The sequence below is a fragment of the Colwellia sp. E2M01 genome (assembly GCF_018860585.1).
In the GTDB taxonomy this organism is placed as follows: Bacteria; Pseudomonadota; Gammaproteobacteria; order Enterobacterales; family Alteromonadaceae; genus Colwellia.
Window position 1 is genome coordinate 686 of record NZ_JAHKPR010000007.1, and the last position, 20,184, is coordinate 20,869.

Genomic DNA, 20,184 nt, shown 5'->3' on the forward strand with positions numbered 1-20,184 from the left:
TAGGAAGCAGCCTGCTGGTGACCCGTATTGAAAATACGGATAAAAAGGAGATTAATTTAACCAGCTTGAATCCCAATACGGGTAATCTTTAATATTTTTAACTAAACCTGCTCTTAATGGGTTAGCTACAATGTATCGAGCGACGTCAATTAATGCTTCATCAGATCTAATACCATGATCATAAAAACCATTCTGCCAAATACACCTTCCATGCTTTTTAGTAAACAAAGATTTTACTCGTTGAATTAACGACGATACTTCACCTTCTTTTAACTCTAATAACCAATGAATATGATCAGGCATAATAACAAAAGATAAAGTATCGCATTTAGAGGAAATACCATCTGAATGCATAATTGAGATTAATAAACGTGCGGTATATAAATCGGAGAAAACAGGTTGCCGATTATGAGTAGTAAAAGTAATGTGATATGTGAAACCAATACAAGAGTTACGGCCTTTGCGTAGTTGTTTATAGCCAACCGATAAAGTCATATGCATATCCTTTGCATTAAATAATAATATATTTAATATAGTTCAAAAAAAGGCATTTACAAAATGCCTTTGGCATTTATCGCCTGCAGGCAGCCTCCTACAAGAAATAAATCAGCAGCCTCCTACAAGGTATACATCTATGCTGTAGGAAGCAGCCTGCTGGTGATCCGTATTGAAAATACGGTGTTAGGGTTTAGGAAGGTGCCTTTTGCATTTATCGCCTGCAGGCAGCCTCCTACAAGGTATAAATCAGCAGCCTGCTGGTGACCCGTATTGAAAATACGGTGTTAGGGTTTAGGGAAATGCCTTCGGCATTTATCGCCTGCAGGCAGCCTCCTACAAGGTATAAATCAGCAGCCTCCTACAAGATATACATCTATGCTGTAGGAAGCAGCCTGCTGGTGACCCGTATTGAAAATACGGTGTTAGGGTTTAGGAAGGTGCCTTTTGCATTTATCGCCTGCAGGCAGCCTCCTACAAGGTATAAATCAGCAGCCTCCTACAAGGTATACATTTATGCTGTAGGAAGCAGCCTGCTGGTGACCCGTATTGAAAATACGGTGTAAGGGTTTAGGAAGGTGCCTTTGGCATTTATCGCCTGCAGGCAGCCTCCTACAAGGTATAAATCAGCAGCCTCCTACAAGGTATACATCTATGCTGTAGGAAGCAGCCTGCTGGTGACCCGTATTGAAAATACGGTGTAAGGGTTTAGGAAGGTGCCTTTGGCATTTATCGCCTGCAGGCAGCCTCCTACAAGGTATAAATCTATGCTGCAGGCAGCTTCCTACGAGTTACACATCTACAAGTTAATTTAAAACGATGCGGCTTTTAAGCGTTCTGTATTACGGTATATATAGTCTTTACTCAAACGGTTATAATTGTAATAAACGTTGTCAATATTATAAAAACTACGTGCCGAATCTGCAGTGCCTGGGGTTAGGTCATTACTTTCTTCACCAATTATTGTGCTTAATGAATAATCCCAATTAGGCTTACCTCGTACCTGTACATAACGGTTATTAAAGTCTTTACGTGGAGTTAATGGCATCGTAAAGCCTAAACCTATTAATTGATCGGCTTTTTCACCGCTTACTTTAGTGTTTTTATAGCTAAGAGTAAGGGTAACGTCACCCATCATTCGGTTTAAATTAATTTTTACGCCTTTATCGCGTTGCCAGTATTCACCAAATTGAATTTCAGCTGAGCTATTTAAAGCGCTATTGTAATATTGGTACTTAGCGACGATTACATTACGATCTTTTGGTTCAGGGCTTGGCCAGCAAGCAGAGAATAATATATTACAATTAGGGTAAGGTTGTAATTTTTCTTCTTTTTGGTTTTCATACCTAGCGGTAAGTAAGTTAACGCTATGAGCACCTTCTGGGCTTTGCCATTTAATTTCGTTAGCTAAATAATTGTAATCGTAACGGTAGCGACCTAATGAGGTCATATTTTTAATAGAAAAAGGTAACGCAAAAGTTTGATGAAAACTAAACTCACTTACGCCAGTTTCTTGCTTACCACTAGCAAAGAAGTTTCCGTCTTCAAAGTTTTTAGTTTCGGCAACTTGGTTTACGTGTTGAGCAGTAATAGCTGAGCCTTTCCATAAAGGGAGCTCTACATGACTAATTAATGCAAACGAGGCATCAAATACACCTAGTTCTGTACCAATGCGAGAAGCAACACCTGGCCAAAAGGTAAAGCGAGGTTTGAACCAAAAATTATTAGTAGAATCAACAGTGGCTTGGTTTGGTTTACTGTTAATATTGTCTGTTAATACCGAAACTTTCAGTGGTTTGTTATCACGTAAAAAACCAAGGTAATCAATCAAATTACCATTTACAGCCATTATAGGAATGCTTTGCTCGGTTAATACAACTTCAAAGTCAGTATAATTGTAATGAATATTTTTACTCAGTAAAGCTAATACAACACCTAAACCATCGACTTGATCACGGTTATAGCTATGGTTTTGAACTGAAACATATATAGTTGTATTGTTACGTTCGTTTATAACAATGTCTTCAAAGCCTTCTTTAATTAATAATTGCTTAATTTTTTCTTGTTCAGCTTTTGGGGTTAATGCAGGTGTATTTTCGGCTTGTTTAGCCTCATCATGGTAAAGCGTGTTCTTTGTATCAGCATAAGCAACTTGAGATTTACTTTCATCATAACGTAAATGCAAAGGTACGCTTAAGCCAACACTATAGTAGAAGTCATCGCTTAAGTCGTCATTAGTACTCGACACCAGTACATCGGTATTCAATTGGATATCGTTATACAACCAATCTTTAGGAGTAGATAAGTGCAAACCAACTTGGGTGTCGGCAGCATCATACTCTACAGAGGCTTTTACCCACTCATAAGGTTGCCATTCAGCACCAGCAAAAACACCATTTAAGCGTCCACTCGATAAGTCGCTAATTCCATAACCAACTGAAAAACTAAAATCCTCAAATAAGGTTTTAGATAAAACGGCATATTTACTATCAAAATAATTGGCTGCACCACCTAAATCTTGCACACCAATAGCAAGTTTAAACCAGTCTTCAGGAATATAAGGAATACCCAATTTTACATTAGCAGATAAATCAGTAGGGCCACCTTTATGATCAGTAAATTTATATTCAGCTAAACGACCAGAAACCTCGACATATTTCCATAAACCTACGGCAAAATTATAATTTTGACCATCGTAGTAACCGTCGCCTATTTCAACTTGGTTACTGTACTGAAAATAAAATCTACCTTCTTCAAATAATGTTGCCGTAGGAGTATTAATTAACCCACTATACCCTTGAAAGGACATAGTCGCTTTAGGTGCGGCAATTACCGACATTGATGGTAATATTGATAAAGCAAAAAGTGTATAAGGTTTCATTAAAATTCCTAATGAAGAGTGAATATAATAAAAATTAATTGTATTTTACGTGAATATTTATATTTATATTTATTTCAAAAATATTAGGTCTGTTGACCTTTCATATTTAAATTTTGTTCGAATTAAATGCTTTTTAATCGCGGCACAAGGAATGTAGCTTATTGTCCTGAATGTCTACTCTTAATAAAAAGAAGTCCAAACAAGTTGCCGTAAAAATAATCAGTAAAGATCAACTGCCCTAAAATAAACAGAAATAAAAGATAAAAAAAACCCGCTAAAAAAGCGGGCTTTATATAACTTTATTTGGCTGCTAATTAAGCTGCGCCAGTACCACCAGTACCACCAGTACCATTTTCTACTGCTTCAATACCATCTTTGATATCTTCTGCATCAACCGTTGCAGGAACATCTTTAGCAGGAATAGTATCATTTGCGCCATCTTCTACCACACCTTGAAGCGCTTTTGACTCAGTAGAAATAACTTGTTGGACATTAGCTATTTCAGTTAATTCAGTAGAAAAATCACTTGAAAGATCAACGTTTTCATCTTCAATAACTGCTGAAACAATTGTTTGAGTTGCGCTAAAGTAGCTTTGCATACTTTGTGCAAGCGTTGTAGTTCCATCACCTAAACTAGAAAATGAAGCATTGATCAGTGTTAATGTTGCAGCATCTTCATCAGTAGTAGATACATCTTCAGGTTGAGACGCATCAACAATGTCTGAGTTAAATAAATTAACATCATCAATCTCAACACCTATAATTGAGCCAACAATACCTGAGCTAGCAATTTGTAAGTTAGTAGCAGATTCACTTGTTAAGTTATTTAAATCAACGTTGTCATTAGACTCAGCAGAAGCGAGGAGTGCATTCGTTGCCATACTCGTTAATGCATTAGCTTTAACGTTTTCAAGTGTAGTACTAGCTGAACTATCAACATAAGTAAATGTTGTTAACACTAAACCTGCTAATTGAGTTGCTGGAATAGTTCCGCCATAATTTATTTCACCACACTTGGTAGAATCACAAATCATAGTAGTATCGTCATCAGCAGCAATTTCAATGATTAAGCCACCACTAATACGGTTACCATCTTCATCAGTAAGTTGTAATGAGTAGGTACCATCAGCAGCCGTTTGGATACCTGAAACACGAGGTTGAGCAGTGTCTGAACCATAATCTTGAGCATTGTAGACGCTAACCGCTGCACTTGACATAGTACCTTTAATAGCAGAGCCGTCTACCGCTACTGATACAGGAGTAGGTGTAGGGTTACTACTGCTACTGCTGCTACCACCACAGGCGGTAAGAGCCATACCAACACTAAGAGCTAATACTGAGTGAACTAATTTTTTCATATTAAATTGCCTTATAATTTGATTTACTAATAGTATTTATTGCTAAATAATTCCGTGTAATACGAAGCTTATCTACATTTTTTCTGATGATAGATTAATTGCCTCCTTAATTCAAGCTAATCCTTGAACAATTACCATAGCAAAATATTAATAAAGTGGTCAATTAAAAACTTTTTAAGGTGTTGTTTTTTATTGGTTAATTGTGCAAATGAATGATGGTTCTTATAGGTGTGTGAATTTTTTATTTTGTCGTTGTACATACCCGTAACCATTCAAATATCCACTACCCGACAACTTGCCTAATTCATTGCCCAATCCTCCAAAATCTGCACCCTGACTGGTAACGACTATTTGGAAACGAACATAAAGTATAAATTCAGTTGTTTACTAGGCTATTTGGATTGTCCAACCACTGATAAGTCACTAGACAAAATTTACTAAGTTAAGTATGCTTGCCGGCAAAATAATTTGTTAGTTTTCATTTTTATTGATACTTGCATTATTTGTAAATATTGATGGAGCTAACTAACGTAATAACCAACCGTTAATTTATATTTGTTAAAGCAAGGATATTTTGCATCACACTGTTGGTTGAAGCTAAATAACAAAGAAAATAAAATTATGATAAAAAAAGTCAATAATATAATTGTTGCTATCTCCCTTATGCTAACTACAGGATGTAGCATGATCCCCGGAAGCCACATGGAGGGTGTTTCTGTTGACTCAGATAACTCTAGTCTTGAACAAGATCTTGATAACGTAAATATCAGCATTATCGACTCTTCGTTAATTGCTCACTTAAAGACTGATTCAGTTGCCGCAAAACTTAGCTCATCAGCTGCCATCGACACGTCAGATTACGAATATATATTAGGTGTGGGTGATGTATTATCTATTGGTGTTTGGGATCATCCGGAACTAACTATCCCTGCAGCAGTACAACGAACAGCTGAGTTCGACGGTTTTAGAATTCAATCTGATGGCACCATAACTTATGCTTACGCAGCTAATGTAAAAGCTGCGGGTAGAACAATCAGACAGTTACATTGGGTACTACGACAAGAGCTAGGCAAAGTTATTGCAAACCCTCAGTTAGACCTTAAAGTTGTGGGTTTTAGGAGCCAAAAAGCGTACATAACTGGTGAAGTAAATAAGCCAGGCACTCAACCGATTACTGAAATACCGCTTACACTTATTGATGCAATTAATGCCGCAGGTGGATTAAGTGAAAGAGCAGATTGGCGTACAGTTACCTTCAGTCGTAATGACAAAACAGAAATCATCAAGCTCGATGATTTTTATACCAAAGGCGATATATCGCAAAACCGTCTATTACAACATGGCGATATAATTCATGTTAACCGTACTGACAATCAAAAAGTATTTGTACTTGGTGATGTTATTAAAGCAGGTAGTATAGAAATTAATCGTTATGGTTTAAGTCTTGCTGAAGCGATAAGTGATGTTGGAGGTTTAAACGAAAGAACCGCTAACGCTAATGGTATTTTTGTATTACGTAAACGTGCTCCTAATGAGGAAGGCATTATTGCTGATGTATACCAGTTAAATGCACAAAACACCGTTGCGTTTGTACTGGCCGACCAATTTAAGTTACAACCACGTGACATTGTGTACGTTACTACTGCACCTGTTGCGCGTTGGAATCGTTTATTGAGCCAATTAGTGCCAACTGTTAGCGCCCTTGAGAGCATTTCAACTATTCAAGCACAAGAGTCATTATTCTAATGGGAATGTTTAATTCTATTTTAGTGGTTTGCGCGGGTAATATTTGTAGAAGCCCTACAGGTGAATATCTGTTAAAAGCTAAACTCAACGCAAAAGATGCTAACAACAATATTAAAGTAACTTCAGCCGGCTTAACCGCATTAGTCGATAAAGGCGCTGAAGCTACTGCAACAAGTATTGCTTTAACTAACAATATTGATATGAGCGCACACAAAGCTCGTCAATTAAGTTCAACACTTATTGCCGAAAATGACTTAATACTGGTGATGGAAGACCGCCACCTAACGGACTTGTTAGGGCAGTATCCGCAAGCGCGTGGTAAAACCTTTTTACTCGGTAAATGGATTAATGATACCGAAATCCCCGATCCTTATCGTCAAAGCCACGAAGCTTTTGAACATGTTTATCAATTAATTGATAAATCTTGCGCTGCTTGGACAAAATACCTTTAAATGAAAGTGATTTTTCGTTAATTTTTATTTCTAGTTTTACCTAAGTAATACCTAACTACTACTTAAGTGAATCTTAAAAATTACGGCAAATAATTAATTTAAATTCAGTTTTAATAAGTACATACCAACGTACTAAAAATAAAAGTTTACTACTATGTTACCGCATAAAAATATAGCAATGAGTTCAGAAACAAAAAACACAGCTGATCAGCAACGGCCAATGAATGCCGCCACCAACGAAATTGACTTAATGGCATTGTTTGGCGCCTTGCTCGATCGTAAATATTTTATTTGTATTATTACCGCTATTTTTATGATGGTAGGTGTTGCCGTTGCTATTTACTCAACCCCTATTTACCAAGCAACGGCCATGATCCAAGTAGAAGAAAATAGTGCTTCGGTACCTGGTTTAGACGACATGGCAGGTATGTTTGAAAGTAGCTCTAAATCAGTTACTGAAATTGAATTATTAAAATCACGCTCAGTTATTGGTGAAGCCGTAGACAACCTACAATTAGATATTGTTGTAAAACCTAAGTTATATCCCGTAATTGGTGGGCGTAGTTTTAGAAGCTTCAACCCTGTTAAACCAGAGCAAGTAGCTAAAGCAAGTTATAATGCTGAAAGTTATGCGTGGGGCGGTGAACAAATTGATGTATTTCGTTTTGACGTACCCAAATCTGCTATCGGTCATACCTTTATTATACAAGCAGGTAAAAATAATAGTTTTAGCTTATTGTCAGGCGATGAAGAAATAATACTTAATGGTAAAGTAGGTGAAGAGGTTACTAACGGTCGCTTTACTATCACAATAAAAAAACTTGTTGCTAGAGCAGGAACAGACTTTATTATTTCACGTAAAGATCGCTTAAACACCATTATTGATTTACAAGCGGCCATTGGCGCTAGTGAAAAAGGCAAAGACTCAGGTATTGTTAATTTAAGTTATCAACATGAAAACCCAGAGTATGCGCAAACAGTGCTAAATGAAATTTCCAAAATATACGTTAGAAAAAATGTAGATCGCAACTCTGCTGAAGCTAAAAAATCACTCGACTTTTTAGCGGTACAACTCCCAGAAATTAAAAAAGAATTAGAAGAATCAGAAGCGTTATTTAATGATTATCAAAAAAATCAACAATCAGTCAATATCTCACTCGAAACGCAAGGTATATTAGAGCAAATTATTGAACTTGATACTAAATTACAAGAGCTAGACCTACAACGCCTATCAGTATCTCGTAAATTCAAACGTAATCATCCTAATTATCAAGGTATTGTAGAACAAATCTCTGCAGTACAATCGCAACGCAACGACTTAGCAGAAAAAGTATCCAGCTTGCCAGAAATGCAGCAAAAGTTACTTGGCTTAACACGCGATGTTGAAGTCGGTAACGCAATTTATATGCAATTACTAGGTAAAGTGCAAGAACTAGATATAGTCCGTGCAGGTACAGTAGGTAATGTACGTATAATTGACGTTGCCGAAGTAAATATCACCAAACCGGTAAAACCTAAAAAAGCCTTAATAGTTGTTATGGCCACTATGTTAGGTGGCATGCTAGCAGTTGCCATAGTGTTAATACAAAAAGCTTTACATAAAGGTGTAGAAGACCCTAGTGAAATTGAAGGCATTGGTTTACCAGTATATGCAAGCGTACCGTTTTCAATGAACCAAGACAAATTAACTGGCCTAGCGAAAGGAATTGGCAAAGGCTTAGGAAAAGCACGGAAAGCTAAAGTAGCACAACATAAAAACATATTAGCAGTTGAAAACCCAGCTGATTTATCAATAGAAGCCTTAAGAAGCTTACGTACCAGTTTACATTTTGCCATGATGGAAGCTAAAAATAACGTTATCGCTATTTCAGGTCCATCACCTAGTGTAGGTAAATCATTTATATCGGCTAACTTAGGAGCCGTATTAGCACAAAGTGGCCAAAAGGTTTTAGTGATTGATGCTGATATGCGTAAAGGTTACTTACAAAGGCATTTTGGTTTGAAATGGGAGAACGGCTTGTCAGATATTTTATCCGGGCAAAAAACCTTAGAGCAAGTAACTAAGCCAACCAATGTTAACGGGTTAGATGTTATTACTCGTGGTCAAGTACCGCCGAACCCTTCAGAGCTATTAATGCACAGCAACTTTAGTGAATTAATCGCTGAAATAAAAACGAAATACGACATTGTTATTATAGATACACCACCAATTTTAGCCGTTACAGACCCCGCTATTGTGGGCGGCCATTCAGGTACCATGTTAATGGTAACCCGTTTTGGACAAAACGCACTAAAAGAAATCGACTACGCTCGCCAACGATTTGAACAAAATGGCATAGACGTAAAAGGCGTAGTATTTAACGGCGTACTGAAAAAAGCAAGCAACGCCTACGGTTATTACGGATACTACAACTACGAATATAAATCAGATAAGTAAACCTTTACGTCATTCCCGAGTTGTCTTATCGGGAATCCAGGAAGGCACTAGGAAGTGAAAGGCTCTAGGAAGATAAAGGCACTAGGAAGTGAAAGGTGCTAGGAAGATAAAGGCGCTAGGAAGTGAAAGGCACTAGGGCGGCATGTAACTTGTAGGCGGGAACTTGTTCGCGCTTTGTTTTAAAGCTTTTGTAGGCGGCTTAACTTAACAAATAGTGTTCGCGCTTTGGTATTTGCGCTTTGGTTTATAAGAGACAGAATTTAAAAGAAGCACTCGCGTACTTCCGTCATTCCCGAATTGTCTTGTCGGGAATCCAGGGAGGCTCTAGGAAGATAAAGGCGCTAGGAAGTGAAAGGTACTAGGGCGGCATGTAACTTGTAGGCGGGAACTTGTTCGCGCTTTATTAAACAGTTTTCTTTAACGCACTTTATATAGTGCCTGACTCAGAAAAAACGTCTGAGTCGTAATTAAATAAGAGTATAGGTGTTGGCATGAGTTACCCCCATACAAATAAATATTAAATAAACGTTCAGTCTTAAGGATAAAAGATTAAGCACATTTAAGTAAAACATCACTAAATTTATTCAGATTAATCAACATGGTTATATAGGAAGTTATCATGAGTTTCACATTAAATAATGTCAATATTGGCATTATAGGTTTAGGTTATGTCGGCCTACCTTTAGCAGTCGAGTTTGGAAAGAAATACCAAACCATTGGTTTTGATATTAACAAGGAGCGTGTAACCGCATTGGTTGATGGGCATGACTCTACTCTTGAAGTAAGCGATGAAGAGTTAGCAGATGTTAAACAATTAAACTTCTCTTGTAATAAACAAGATTTAGCGAACTGTAATATTTATATCGTTACCGTACCAACGCCAATCGATGACAATAATTCTCCAGATTTAAACCCACTTCGTAAAGCATCAGGTCTCTTAGGTGAGTTTGTTAAGAAAGGTGATGTTGTCATTTATGAGTCAACAGTTTACCCAGGTGCCACAGAAGAAGTCTGCCTGCCTATTATTGAGAAAACCTCTGGTTTAGTGTTCAATAAAGATTTTTTTGCAGGGTATTCGCCAGAACGAATTAACCCTGGAGACAAAGTAAACACATTGACTAAAATAATGAAAATAACTTCAGGCTCTACACCTGAAGTTGGTCAGTTTGTGAATGATTTATATAGTTCAATTATAACAGCAGGTACTCATTTAGCAGGCTCTATAAAAGTAGCTGAAGCTGCTAAAGTGATTGAGAATACTCAACGTGATTTAAATATTGCGATTATTAATGAATTTGCCAAAATTTTTAATAAACTGGGCATAGATACAGAAGAAGTATTAGATGCTGCCGGAACTAAGTGGAACTTTTTGAAATTCAAGCCTGGTTTAGTTGGCGGGCACTGTATTAGTGTTGACCCTTATTACCTTACTCACAAAGCGCAAGAAGTTGGCTACCGCCCGGAAGTTATTTTGGCCGGCCGACGTATTAATGATGGTATGGGTGAATATGTAGCCACACAACTCGTTAAAAAATTATCAAGCCAAAAAATTCATGTTGATGAAGCGAAAATATTAGTATTGGGATTCACCTTTAAAGGTGACTGTCCTGATGTACGTAATACAAAAATCATTGATATTGTTGACGAGTTAAAAGACTTCAATATGAGTGTTGATGTTTATGATGGGTGGGCAAATCCAGTCGAAGTAGAGCATGAATATAACCTTTCTTTAATTAACTCTCTAACCGAAGACCATTATGACGGTATAGTTTTAGCTGTTGACCATAGTGAGTTTAAAAAAATGGGCGTAGACGCCATTCGTAAGTTTGGAAAACAAAAGCATGTACTCTACGATGTGAAACATGTATTCGGCTCTAAAGACTCAGATATCAGATTATAAGATAGGAAATACAATGAAAAAATTTGCATTAATTGGTACTGCTGGTTACATAGCTCCAAGGCATTTACGTGCCATCAAAGATACAGGTAATGATTTAATCGTTGCGATGGACATAAACGACTCTGTTGGTATTATGGATAGCCACTTCCCTGAAGCTGAGTTTTTTACTGAGTTTGAAGAGTTCTCGGGTTATGTTGAAGATCTGAAATTAAAAGGTGAAAAACTGGACTATATTGCTGTAGCATCCCCTAATTATTTACATTTGCCACATATGAAGTTTGCACTCCAAAATGGTATTGATGTTATTTGTGAAAAACCATTAGTACTTAATACTGCTGATTTAGATACATTAAATCGATATGAAAAAGAGCATGGAGCAAAAGTTAATTCAATTCTACAGTTACGTTTACATCCATCAATCATAGCATTACGTGAAAAAGTGCAATCAGCCCCTGCTGATAAAGTATTCGATGTTAACTTAACTTATTTAACCTCCCGCGGTAAATGGTATTTGAAATCATGGAAAGGCTTTGATGAAAAGTCAGGCGGTGTTGCAACCAATATAGGTGTACATTTTTATGACATGCTGCACTTTATTTTTGGTGATATTAAGCACAATGAAGTTCATTACCGAGATGAAAAAACATCATCAGGCTACTTGCAATACGAACGTGCTAATGTACGTTGGTTTCTATCAATAGATGCTAACCATCTACCAGATAACGCTATTCAGGGGGAAAAACTAACCTATCGCAGTATTGATGTTGAAGGTGAAGAGTTAGAGTTTTCTGGTGGTTTTACCGATCTCCACACACAAAGCTATGAACGTATTTTGGCAGGTAATGGCTATGGCGTTGAAGATAACCGTGCAGCAATTGAAACAGTTGATGTAATGCGTAAATCCGCAATTGTAGATAACCCAAGTAACCCGCACCCATTATTAGTAAAGGTCAAATAATATGAGCTTTTATCAGCATGAAAGCGCCATTGTCGATGATGGTGCTAAAATTGGCACAAATACACATGTTTGGCATTTTGTACATGTTTGCGGTGGTGCGCAAATAGGTAACGGCTGTTCATTAGGACAAAACGTTTTTATTGGGAATAAAGTCACTATTGGTAATAACGTTAAAATACAAAATAACGTTTCGGTTTACGATAACGTTCATCTTGAAGATGATGTGTTTTGCGGCCCAAGTATGGTATTTACTAACGTGTACAATCCTCGTTCTTTTATTGAACGTAAAACAGAATACCGAGATACCTTAGTAAAAAAAGGCGCAACGTTAGGGGCTAATTGCACTATTGTTTGTGGTGTAACCATTGGTGAATATTCATTAGTGGGAGCCGGTGCAGTTATTAATAAAGACATTCCTGCTTTTGCGTTAATGGTTGGTGTACCAGCTAAACAAATTGGTTGGATAAGTAGATATGGTGAACAACTGGATTTACCATTAACAGGTACTGGAACAACGATCTGTGAACATACAGGCGAGAAGTATCAATTAGAAAATGATCTTGTCTCAATTAAGTAATTACTAGAAGTTATTAAAATGCAATTTATAGATTTAGCCGCGCAATACCAGCACCTGAAAACAAAAATAGATGCTCGCATTCAAACTGTTTTAAATCATGGTAAATATATCATGGGCCCAGAAGTACAAGAGCTTGAAAAAAATCTTGCTGAGTACGTTGGTGTTAAACATGCCATTACCTGTGCAAATGGTACGGATGCTTTAACACTTGCAATGATGGTGTTAGGTATCAAAGAAGGCGATGCAGTTTTTTGTCCAACGTTTACGTTTTTCGCCACAGCAGAGGTCATTGCCTACGAAGGCGCAACGCCTGTATTTGTTGACTCAGATGAAGCAACTTTTAACATTTGCCCAATAGATCTTGAAAAACGTATTCAAGCAACAATTGCGGAAGGTAAATTAACACCTAAAGCAATCATAGCAGTTGACTTGTTTGGCTTACCGGCGAACTACCCGGAAATTCAAAAAATTGCTGATAAATACAATTTAAAATTAGTAGAAGATGCGGCCCAAGGCTTTGGTGGAAGCATTGATGGCAAACGCGCAGGTAGTTTTGGTGATATAGCCACAACCAGCTTTTTTCCAGCAAAGCCTTTAGGTTGTTATGGCGATGGCGGTGCTGTTTTTACTAATAATGACGAATTCGCAGAACTACTAAAATCGTACCGCGTACACGGCAAGGGTAAAGACAAATACGATAACGTACGCATTGGTATGAACTCGCGTTTAGATACGATTCAAGCAGCCATATTGCTAGAAAAATTAGCCGAATTCCCGACAGAGCTTATTAACCGTAACAAAGCGGCTGCTAACTATGAGAAAATGTTGTCAGATAAACACAAAACGCCAAAACCCCCAACTGGTTATGTTAGCTCATGGGCGCAATATACATTAGTAGATGAAAATCGTAACGCAGTCATGGCAGAGTATAAAAAACAAGGGATCCCTACTGTTATTTATTATGCAAAGTGTATGCACCAACAAACAGTCTTTAATGGCTTTGGTTATAAAGATATAGACTTTCCTATTGCTTCAAAGTTAAGTAGCAAAGTCTTTAGTTTGCCAATGCACGGCTACTTAATAACAGAATACCTAAATCCGGAAGTAGATATTTTTAAATGAAAGTGATGAGTAGGTTGCATACATTGATGCAAAGTCGTTTTGCACGAAATATTAGTATACTTGCTGGTGGTACAGCTTTTGCTCAATTGGTAGGTTTGATATCATTACCTTTTTTAACTCGAATTTATACACCCGAAGACTTTACGATATTAGCGACCTACGCTTCTATTTTAGCATTATTAATTTCAATTGTTTGTTTAAGATTTGAAGTTGCTATTCCAATACCTGAAGAATTAGATGATGCTGTTCACCTTTTGGTATTATCTATAATTAGCGTGATAAGTATCACATTACTTACATGGTTTGTCGTTAGTGTCGGTGAAACTTGGATTAATAAACAGACTAATCAACGCTTAGAAGGTTATTTGTGGCTCTTACCTATAGGAGTTTTTTTTAGTGGCTTATATAAAGCCTTACAGTATTGGGTGATTAGAGAAAAAGTCTTTTCTTTGGTAGCGAAAACACGAATGACGCAGGCTATAGCTAGTAATACTACACAGTTAGCACTTGGTTTTATGGGAGTAACTCCTTTTGGTTTGCTTTTCGGTCAACTATTAAACTCGGGTGCAGGTTGTATTAGGTTAATTAAATATTTTATACAAGAATATAAGTCTATTTTATCGCAAATTAGTGTAGCAAAGCTTAAAAGTGTATTTGGTCGTTATGATCGTTTTCCTAAATACTCGACTTGGGAGGCACTAACTAATAGTGCTGGAATTCAAGTTCCAATATTAATTATTGCGACATTTACTATAGGAGTAGAAGCTGGTTTTTTAATTTTAGCAATGCGATTACTTTCTATGCCAATGAAATTAATATCGAAGGCTGTTGGACAAGTTTATTTAGCCGAGGCCGCTGAAAAATATCACAAAGGTGAGTTAGAAAGTTTTACAAGGAAAACTATTGTTATGTTAGCTAAAGTTGGTTTTTTTCCTTTATTTTTAGTATGTGCTACTGCACCCTTGGCTATTCCTTTTATTCTGGGCGATGGATGGCAACGAACAGGTGTATTGATAAGTTGGATGGTGCCTTGGTTTTTTATTCAGTTTATTGCCTCCCCTATTTCAATGTCATTACATATAACTAATAATCAAATCATTGCTATGCTTCTTCAAGTTACAGGGCTTGTAATTAGAGCAGGATCTGTATGGGTAGCAGGTAATTATTTTAATGAGTGGGTTGGTGAGGTTTACGCTATCTCTAGCTTTGTTTTTTATTTATTATATTTGATAGTTGTAATTTTTCTTATTAAGAAGAACGGAAAGTATCAGCCAGTCATTAAATAGTTTTTAAGTGATGCGGCTTATACTTCAAGCTAAAAACTATTACCAATATTTTATGCCACTAATATTTACATTAATGTATGAACTTTAAAAAGTGAAGTTTACACTAGTCTTATTAAAGTATTATTGGAAAGTCAATTGCTTATTTAAAAAGTGTTTTTTTAGTCATGTCCGTAAGGTATTAAAGTGGATTCTCTTTTCAACGATATTTTGTTTATTTCAATATTTTTATTATTTCCTATATTTATAGTTTATTTTTTACAGAAAGCTAATATGCCACTTATGGAGGTAGGTGTATTAAATTTTTCTATAATTTTTTTATTGGTTTTTGCGTATATTGGTTTGTTCATTTTATATTTTGGTTTAGATTCATACAGATATCAAAGTGGCATTATTGATAAATACACAGTTTTATTAATGTTGCTTTGTTCAAGTTGGTCCATTTTATGTATTACAACGACTTATATTTTTTTTAATAATTTTTATGGCTTAAAAATTAAACCCTTGTCTATTCTTGATTATAACAGTATGAATAATAGAGAATTATTATTAGTGTTAATTTTTTTAATAATAAGTTTATTGGTATTCTTTAGTTATGTTTCTAAATTAAATAACTTAGCAATCATAGTTGCTTTGACAGATAGTGCTTCACAAGCGAAAGTAGCTCGTAGCGACATGAGTAATAACTTTTCTGGTAAGTACCATTGGTACACTTTATTTATGCATGATTTAGCAAGTTTATTATCTTTTGCATTGTTTTCTAATTATTTGATTTCAAAGAATAAAGTCAACATGACTTTTTTCATTTTTTCGTTTTTACTTTGTGTTGCTAGTTTTATTATATCTGTCCAAAAAGCCCCTGTCATTTGGTACCTAATAGGGTTGTATTTAACTTATTTAGTAACGGTTAACTACAGTAGAGTACCTGTAGCTAGATCCTTAAAGTGGATTGTTTTTGTCTTATTTTTATTAGTTTTGTTTTATGTGTTTTTTATGGGGGTTGATTCTCCTTATCAAGCTATTGGCTCTATATTTTCGCGAGCATTTACAGGATCTATTGGAGCTTCATATTATTATCTTGAGTTTATTCCTGAGCATCAAGATTATCTACTAGGTAGGACATTTCCTAACCCTGGAGGGCTTTTACCTTACCAACCTTATTCAATTGCAGTAGAAGTAATGAATTGGAGGTTTTCAGAGCTTTATGAACAAAATGTTGTTGGCTCAGCTCCGACGGTTTTTTGGGGAGAAGCCTATGCTAATTTTTCATTCTTCGGTGTTTTTATCATTCCATGGATAATTGGTACTATTATTTATTTTGTTTCTTATTTAATTTCTAAAATAAGAAAGTCACCAATACAGATAGGTATGTTGATATGGACCATATTACATTATAAAAGCATAGCTTTTACGGGGTTTAGTACTTTTGTGTTAGATATCCCTTTGTTGATCTTAATGTTAATTGTAATATTTATATCGATAGCTGCTAACCGCTCAGAGAATATCAGTAAATTACAATTGAATAAGCGTTAAACTTGATATTAAAATGTTAAAAAAGAGATAATTATAAAAATGAATAACTTACATATAAATATTAATGAGTTTACCAATGCTAGTAGAGTACTAAAACAGGTTAATTCATTGGTTAACTCTAATACTTTTAATAAGGTCATAATAATTGCGTTGGGTGCAGATAATTTACGTGACTTTGAGCACATATCAGATCGCGTTGAGCTGTATAGAATTAACCTTTGGACAAGAAAATTACCAAAAAACTTAGTGTGCCAAATATTTAAATATATTGAATTTTTCTTTAAAGCAATAGTACTTATTTCTAAAGTAAAGCCTGCTGTTGTAAATGCGCATGCTTTAAGCGTACTGCCTATTGCATCACTATCTAAATTACTATTCAAAAGTAATTTAGTTTATGATGCACATGAGCTTGAAACGGAAAGAAATGGCAGTTCAGGAGTGAGAAAGAAACTAAACAAGTTTATCGAAAATAAATTGATAAATTATGTAGATATGACTTTGGTTGTAAGTGAAAGCATCGCTGACTGGTATAAAAATGAATATAAGATTCAACGCCCACCTGTTATTATGAATGCACCTAAATTCAGAGAGTTAAAAGTTAATAATCACTTCCGTGAGCAACTAGGTATAAGAGCTGAACAAATAATTCTATTATATCAAGGAGGTTTATCTTCTGGACGTGGTGTGAACTTAATTCTTGATGCATTTAAAGCACGCAGTGATGACCGATTAGTTGTTGTTTTTATGGGCTATGGGGTATTAGAACAAGAAATAAAAATAGCTGCACAACAACATAATAATATTTTTTTCTTTCCTGCAGTTTCACCACAAGTTGTTTTGGAATACACTGCGTCCGCAGATGTAGGCATTCATATCATACAAAACACCTGCCTTAATCATGACTTTTGTATGCCAAATAAACTATTTGAATATGCGATGGCAGGCTTGCCTGTAATGGTTTCAAATATGAAAGATATGTCAGAATTAGTTATCAAAAATAACATGGGTGTGGCAATTAATGATTTTTCAGTAGAAGGAATAAATAATACGTTAGATGCTTTTTTACGTGAAGATTTATCTCAAATGAAACAAAATGCCTACCGTGTGGCATGTGAGAATGCATGGGAAGTACAAGCGAAAAAAATGTTTAAAGCTTATCAAGCTATGTTTAAAGAAACTGGGGTTAAATAATGAACGTTCGTAAAGTAGTACACTTAACTTCAGCACATCCTAGATACGATACCCGCATTTTTATCAAAATGTGTAGTTCGTTAGCCACTGCCGATTACGAAGTTACATTAATTGTAGCTGACGGACAGGGAGAAGAATCGAAAAATGGCATATCAATTATTGATGTAGGTGCTAAAAGTAGACAGCGCTTTAAACGAATGACCGAAACGGTTTCTAAAGTATACAAGGCTGCTGCTAGGTTAAATGCTGATGTATATCACTTACATGATCCTGAATTAATACCAATAGGTTTAAAACTTAAAAAGAAGGGTTACAAAGTCATATTTGATGCCCATGAAGATTTACCAAAGCAATTAAAGTCTAAGCCTTATTTGAACACTTTATTTCGTAAAATGCTCCCTATTATTTTTGAAGCGTATGAAAAATTTGCATTTAAAAAGTTGGATGCATTAGTTGGTGCGACTCCTTCAATAACCAAAAAATTAAAGTCAATTAATTCTAAAAGTTATAACATTAATAATTACCCTATTTTAGGTGAATTAAATCTTGAAACTAGTTTTGATTGGGACGCTAAACTAAATGAAATTTGTTATTTAGGTAATATTGCAAAAATTAGAGGGATTAAAGAAGTTCTATCCTCTTTAAATTACACCCCTAATGTAACATTAAATTTAGCTGGAAAATTTTCTGAAAAACATGTTGAAAATGAAGTGAAAACTTGGGATGCATGGCAGCAAGTAAATGAACTTGGCTTTATTGATAGGGAAAAAGCAGCAGAAGTTTTAGCTAGATCAAAAGCTGGTGTTGTTACTTTTCATAACTATCCAAACCATGTTGATGCCCAACCAAATAAAATGTTTGAGTATATGTCAGCTGGGTTGCCAATAATCACCTCAGACTTTCCTATGTGGAAAGAAGTTGTAGAAGGCAATAAATGTGGTATTTGTGTTAACCCACTTGATAGTAAAGCTATAGCAAGTGCTATAAATTATATTATTGAAAACCCAGTAAAAGCTAAAGAGATGAGTACAAACTCTTTAAGCGCTGTAAAAGAAAAATATAACTGGGCTGCGGAAGAAATAACATTATTTAAATTGTATAAGGAAATTATAGGATGATTAAAGTTGTAACAATATTAGGAGCAAGGCCTCAATTCATAAAAGCGGGCTCAGTAAGTCGTGAAATCACTTTACACAATGATGTAAGAGAAGTCATCGTTCATACAGGACAACATTACGATGCAAATATGAGTGATGTGTTTTTTGAAGAAATGAAAATACCTAAACCTGATTACTTTTTAGGTATTGGTGGTAGTTCGCATGGCGCTATGACAGGGCAAATGATTGAGAAAATAGAAGAAGTCTTACTTAAAGAAAAACCTGATTGGGTCTTAGTTTATGGTGATACTAACTCTACTTTAGCAGGTGCTCTTGCTGCTTCTAAATTACATATTAAAGTGGCACATATTGAAGCAGGACTTCGATCATTTAATATGAAAATGCCTGAAGAAATTAACAGAATACTTACCGATAGAATAAGTTCTATTTTGTTTTGCCCAACACAAACAGCAATTGATAACTTAGAAAATGAAGGTGTTGATAAATGGCAAACCCAAGTTAAACTTTCTGGCGATGTAATGCAAGATGGTGCTCTTTTTTACAAAGAACTTGCTGAAAAACCAAGTGATTTAGAATTAAGTGGTGAATTTGTTTTATCCACAATTCACCGTGCGGAAAATACCGACGATGAAGTACGTTTGACGGCAATTATTGAAGCTATAAATGAAGTAGCACAAACCTGCCCTGTGGTTTTACCAATTCACCCAAGAACAAAAGCTAAGCTTGAAAACCTAACTGTTAAGCTTTCAGTTAATGTAAAAGTTATCACCCCTGTTGGTTATTTAAATATGGTGTGGCTAATTGATAACTGTAAGTTAATAATGACAGATAGCGGTGGTTTACAAAAAGAAGCCTTCTTTTTTGAAAAGCCATGCATAACACTACGCGATGAGACTGAGTGGGTAGAGTTAATTGAACATAACTTTAATATTCTAGTAGGAGCAAATAAACAAGCTATTATTACTGCTTATAATGAACATCGCTTCGCTAATGATTACAATGTAGATTTATATGGAAATGGGATGGCTTCTGAAAGTATTGTTAAGGCTTTAGTTAATAATGACAGTTAATATTCGTAATTTTCCAAAATATTTTGTAACTAGCGCGAGCCTAAACATTAAATTCAGATTTAA

16 protein-coding genes are annotated in these 20,184 nt (G+C 35.6%); 13 read left to right on the forward strand and 3 right to left on the reverse strand.

Annotation, left to right across the window (positions count from 1 at the left end):
* Positions 1-51: 51 nt before the first annotated feature.
* Positions 52-495 carry a transposase gene (locus KO502_RS00630; protein ID WP_216020624.1) on the reverse strand — a complete coding sequence of 148 codons (444 nt, stop codon included), beginning with the start codon at positions 493-495 and terminating at the stop codon, positions 52-54.
* 263 nt (positions 496-758) lie between these two features.
* Between KO502_RS00630 and KO502_RS00635 the strand changes: the two genes are divergently transcribed.
* Complete coding sequence (locus tag KO502_RS00635; RefSeq protein ID WP_216020625.1) at positions 759-1,061, forward strand: hypothetical protein; 303 nt, start codon at positions 759-761, stop codon at positions 1,059-1,061.
* Positions 1,062-1,306: 245 nt separating this feature from the next.
* Here KO502_RS00635 and KO502_RS00640 read toward each other — a convergent pair whose 3' ends face one another.
* Complete coding sequence (locus tag KO502_RS00640) at positions 1,307-3,376, reverse strand: YjbH domain-containing protein (protein ID WP_216020626.1); 2,070 nt, start codon at positions 3,374-3,376, stop codon at positions 1,307-1,309.
* 314 nt (positions 3,377-3,690) lie between these two features.
* A complete protein-coding gene (locus KO502_RS00645) occupies positions 3,691-4,734 on the reverse strand; it encodes a hypothetical protein (RefSeq protein ID WP_216020627.1) in 1,044 nt (347 codons plus the stop codon).
* A 621-nt stretch (positions 4,735-5,355) separates the two neighbouring features.
* Here KO502_RS00645 and KO502_RS00650 point away from each other — a divergent pair.
* The 12 genes from KO502_RS00650 (at position 5,356) to wecB (ending at position 20,121) form a co-directional block, all read left to right on the forward strand.
* On the forward strand, positions 5,356-6,480 hold the full coding sequence (locus tag KO502_RS00650) for a polysaccharide export protein (RefSeq protein WP_216020628.1): 1,125 nt from the start codon (positions 5,356-5,358) through the stop codon (positions 6,478-6,480).
* Between the two features lie 5 nt (positions 6,481-6,485).
* Positions 6,486-6,932 carry a low molecular weight protein-tyrosine-phosphatase gene (locus KO502_RS00655; protein ID WP_216020647.1) on the forward strand — a complete coding sequence of 149 codons (447 nt, stop codon included), beginning with the start codon at positions 6,486-6,488 and terminating at the stop codon, positions 6,930-6,932.
* Between the two features lie 178 nt (positions 6,933-7,110).
* Positions 7,111-9,369 (forward strand): polysaccharide biosynthesis tyrosine autokinase, encoded by a 2,259-nt coding sequence (locus KO502_RS00660; protein WP_216020629.1) that lies wholly within the window; start codon positions 7,111-7,113, stop codon positions 9,367-9,369.
* Positions 9,370-9,988: 619 nt separating this feature from the next.
* Entirely contained in the window at positions 9,989-11,269 is a 1,281-nt protein-coding gene (locus KO502_RS00665; RefSeq protein WP_216020630.1) for a nucleotide sugar dehydrogenase, read from the forward strand.
* 13 nt (positions 11,270-11,282) lie between these two features.
* Positions 11,283-12,227 carry a Gfo/Idh/MocA family oxidoreductase gene (locus KO502_RS00670; protein WP_216020631.1) on the forward strand — a complete coding sequence of 315 codons (945 nt, stop codon included), beginning with the start codon at positions 11,283-11,285 and terminating at the stop codon, positions 12,225-12,227.
* 1 nt (position 12,228) lies between these two features.
* Positions 12,229-12,804, forward strand: coding sequence for an acyltransferase (locus KO502_RS00675; protein ID WP_216020632.1), 576 nt, complete (start codon positions 12,229-12,231; stop codon positions 12,802-12,804).
* A gap of 18 nt (positions 12,805-12,822) precedes the next feature.
* A complete protein-coding gene (locus KO502_RS00680; protein ID WP_216020633.1) occupies positions 12,823-13,926 on the forward strand; it encodes a DegT/DnrJ/EryC1/StrS family aminotransferase in 1,104 nt (367 codons plus the stop codon).
* A complete protein-coding gene (locus KO502_RS00685) occupies positions 13,923-15,212 on the forward strand; it encodes an oligosaccharide flippase family protein (RefSeq protein WP_216020634.1) in 1,290 nt (429 codons plus the stop codon). Before KO502_RS00680 ends, KO502_RS00685 begins: the two co-directional genes overlap by 4 nt.
* Positions 15,213-15,395: 183 nt before the next feature.
* Entirely contained in the window at positions 15,396-16,742 is a 1,347-nt protein-coding gene (locus KO502_RS00690) for an oligosaccharide repeat unit polymerase (RefSeq protein WP_216020635.1), read from the forward strand.
* 39 nt (positions 16,743-16,781) lie between these two features.
* Positions 16,782-17,933: a glycosyltransferase gene (locus KO502_RS00695; RefSeq protein WP_216020636.1), complete on the forward strand. Its 1,152-nt coding sequence runs from the start codon at positions 16,782-16,784 to the stop codon at positions 17,931-17,933.
* Positions 17,933-19,051, forward strand: a complete 1,119-nt coding sequence (locus tag KO502_RS00700) for a glycosyltransferase (protein WP_216020637.1) — start codon at positions 17,933-17,935, stop codon at positions 19,049-19,051. Before KO502_RS00695 ends, KO502_RS00700 begins: the two co-directional genes overlap by 1 nt.
* On the forward strand, positions 19,048-20,121 hold the full coding sequence (gene wecB, locus KO502_RS00705; protein WP_216020638.1) for a UDP-N-acetylglucosamine 2-epimerase (non-hydrolyzing): 1,074 nt from the start codon (positions 19,048-19,050) through the stop codon (positions 20,119-20,121). Before KO502_RS00700 ends, wecB begins: the two co-directional genes overlap by 4 nt.
* Positions 20,122-20,184: the final 63 nt, after the last annotated feature.

Excerpts from the sequence above, each read along its gene's own strand:
- KO502_RS00680 (WP_216020633.1), top strand. The coding sequence starts at position 12,823 with ATGCAATTTATAGATTTAGCCGCGCAATACCAGCACCTGAAAACAAAA.
- KO502_RS00685 (WP_216020634.1), top strand. The coding sequence starts at position 13,923 with ATGAAAGTGATGAGTAGGTTGCATACATTGATGCAAAGTCGTTTTGCA.
- KO502_RS00670 (WP_216020631.1), top strand. The coding sequence starts at position 11,283 with ATGAAAAAATTTGCATTAATTGGTACTGCTGGTTACATAGCTCCAAGG.
- wecB (WP_216020638.1), top strand. The coding sequence starts at position 19,048 with ATGATTAAAGTTGTAACAATATTAGGAGCAAGGCCTCAATTCATAAAA.
- KO502_RS00695 (WP_216020636.1), top strand. The coding sequence starts at position 16,782 with ATGAATAACTTACATATAAATATTAATGAGTTTACCAATGCTAGTAGA.
- KO502_RS00660 (WP_216020629.1), top strand. The coding sequence starts at position 7,111 with ATGAGTTCAGAAACAAAAAACACAGCTGATCAGCAACGGCCAATGAAT.
- KO502_RS00630 (WP_216020624.1), bottom strand. The coding sequence starts at position 495 with ATGACTTTATCGGTTGGCTATAAACAACTACGCAAAGGCCGTAACTCT.
- KO502_RS00675 (WP_216020632.1), top strand. The coding sequence starts at position 12,229 with ATGAGCTTTTATCAGCATGAAAGCGCCATTGTCGATGATGGTGCTAAA.
- KO502_RS00655 (WP_216020647.1), top strand. The coding sequence starts at position 6,486 with ATGTTTAATTCTATTTTAGTGGTTTGCGCGGGTAATATTTGTAGAAGC.
- KO502_RS00640 (WP_216020626.1), bottom strand. The coding sequence starts at position 3,376 with ATGAAACCTTATACACTTTTTGCTTTATCAATATTACCATCAATGTCG.
- KO502_RS00645 (WP_216020627.1), bottom strand. The coding sequence starts at position 4,734 with ATGAAAAAATTAGTTCACTCAGTATTAGCTCTTAGTGTTGGTATGGCT.
- KO502_RS00700 (WP_216020637.1), top strand. The coding sequence starts at position 17,933 with ATGAACGTTCGTAAAGTAGTACACTTAACTTCAGCACATCCTAGATAC.
- KO502_RS00665 (WP_216020630.1), top strand. The coding sequence starts at position 9,989 with ATGAGTTTCACATTAAATAATGTCAATATTGGCATTATAGGTTTAGGT.
- KO502_RS00650 (WP_216020628.1), top strand. The coding sequence starts at position 5,356 with ATGATAAAAAAAGTCAATAATATAATTGTTGCTATCTCCCTTATGCTA.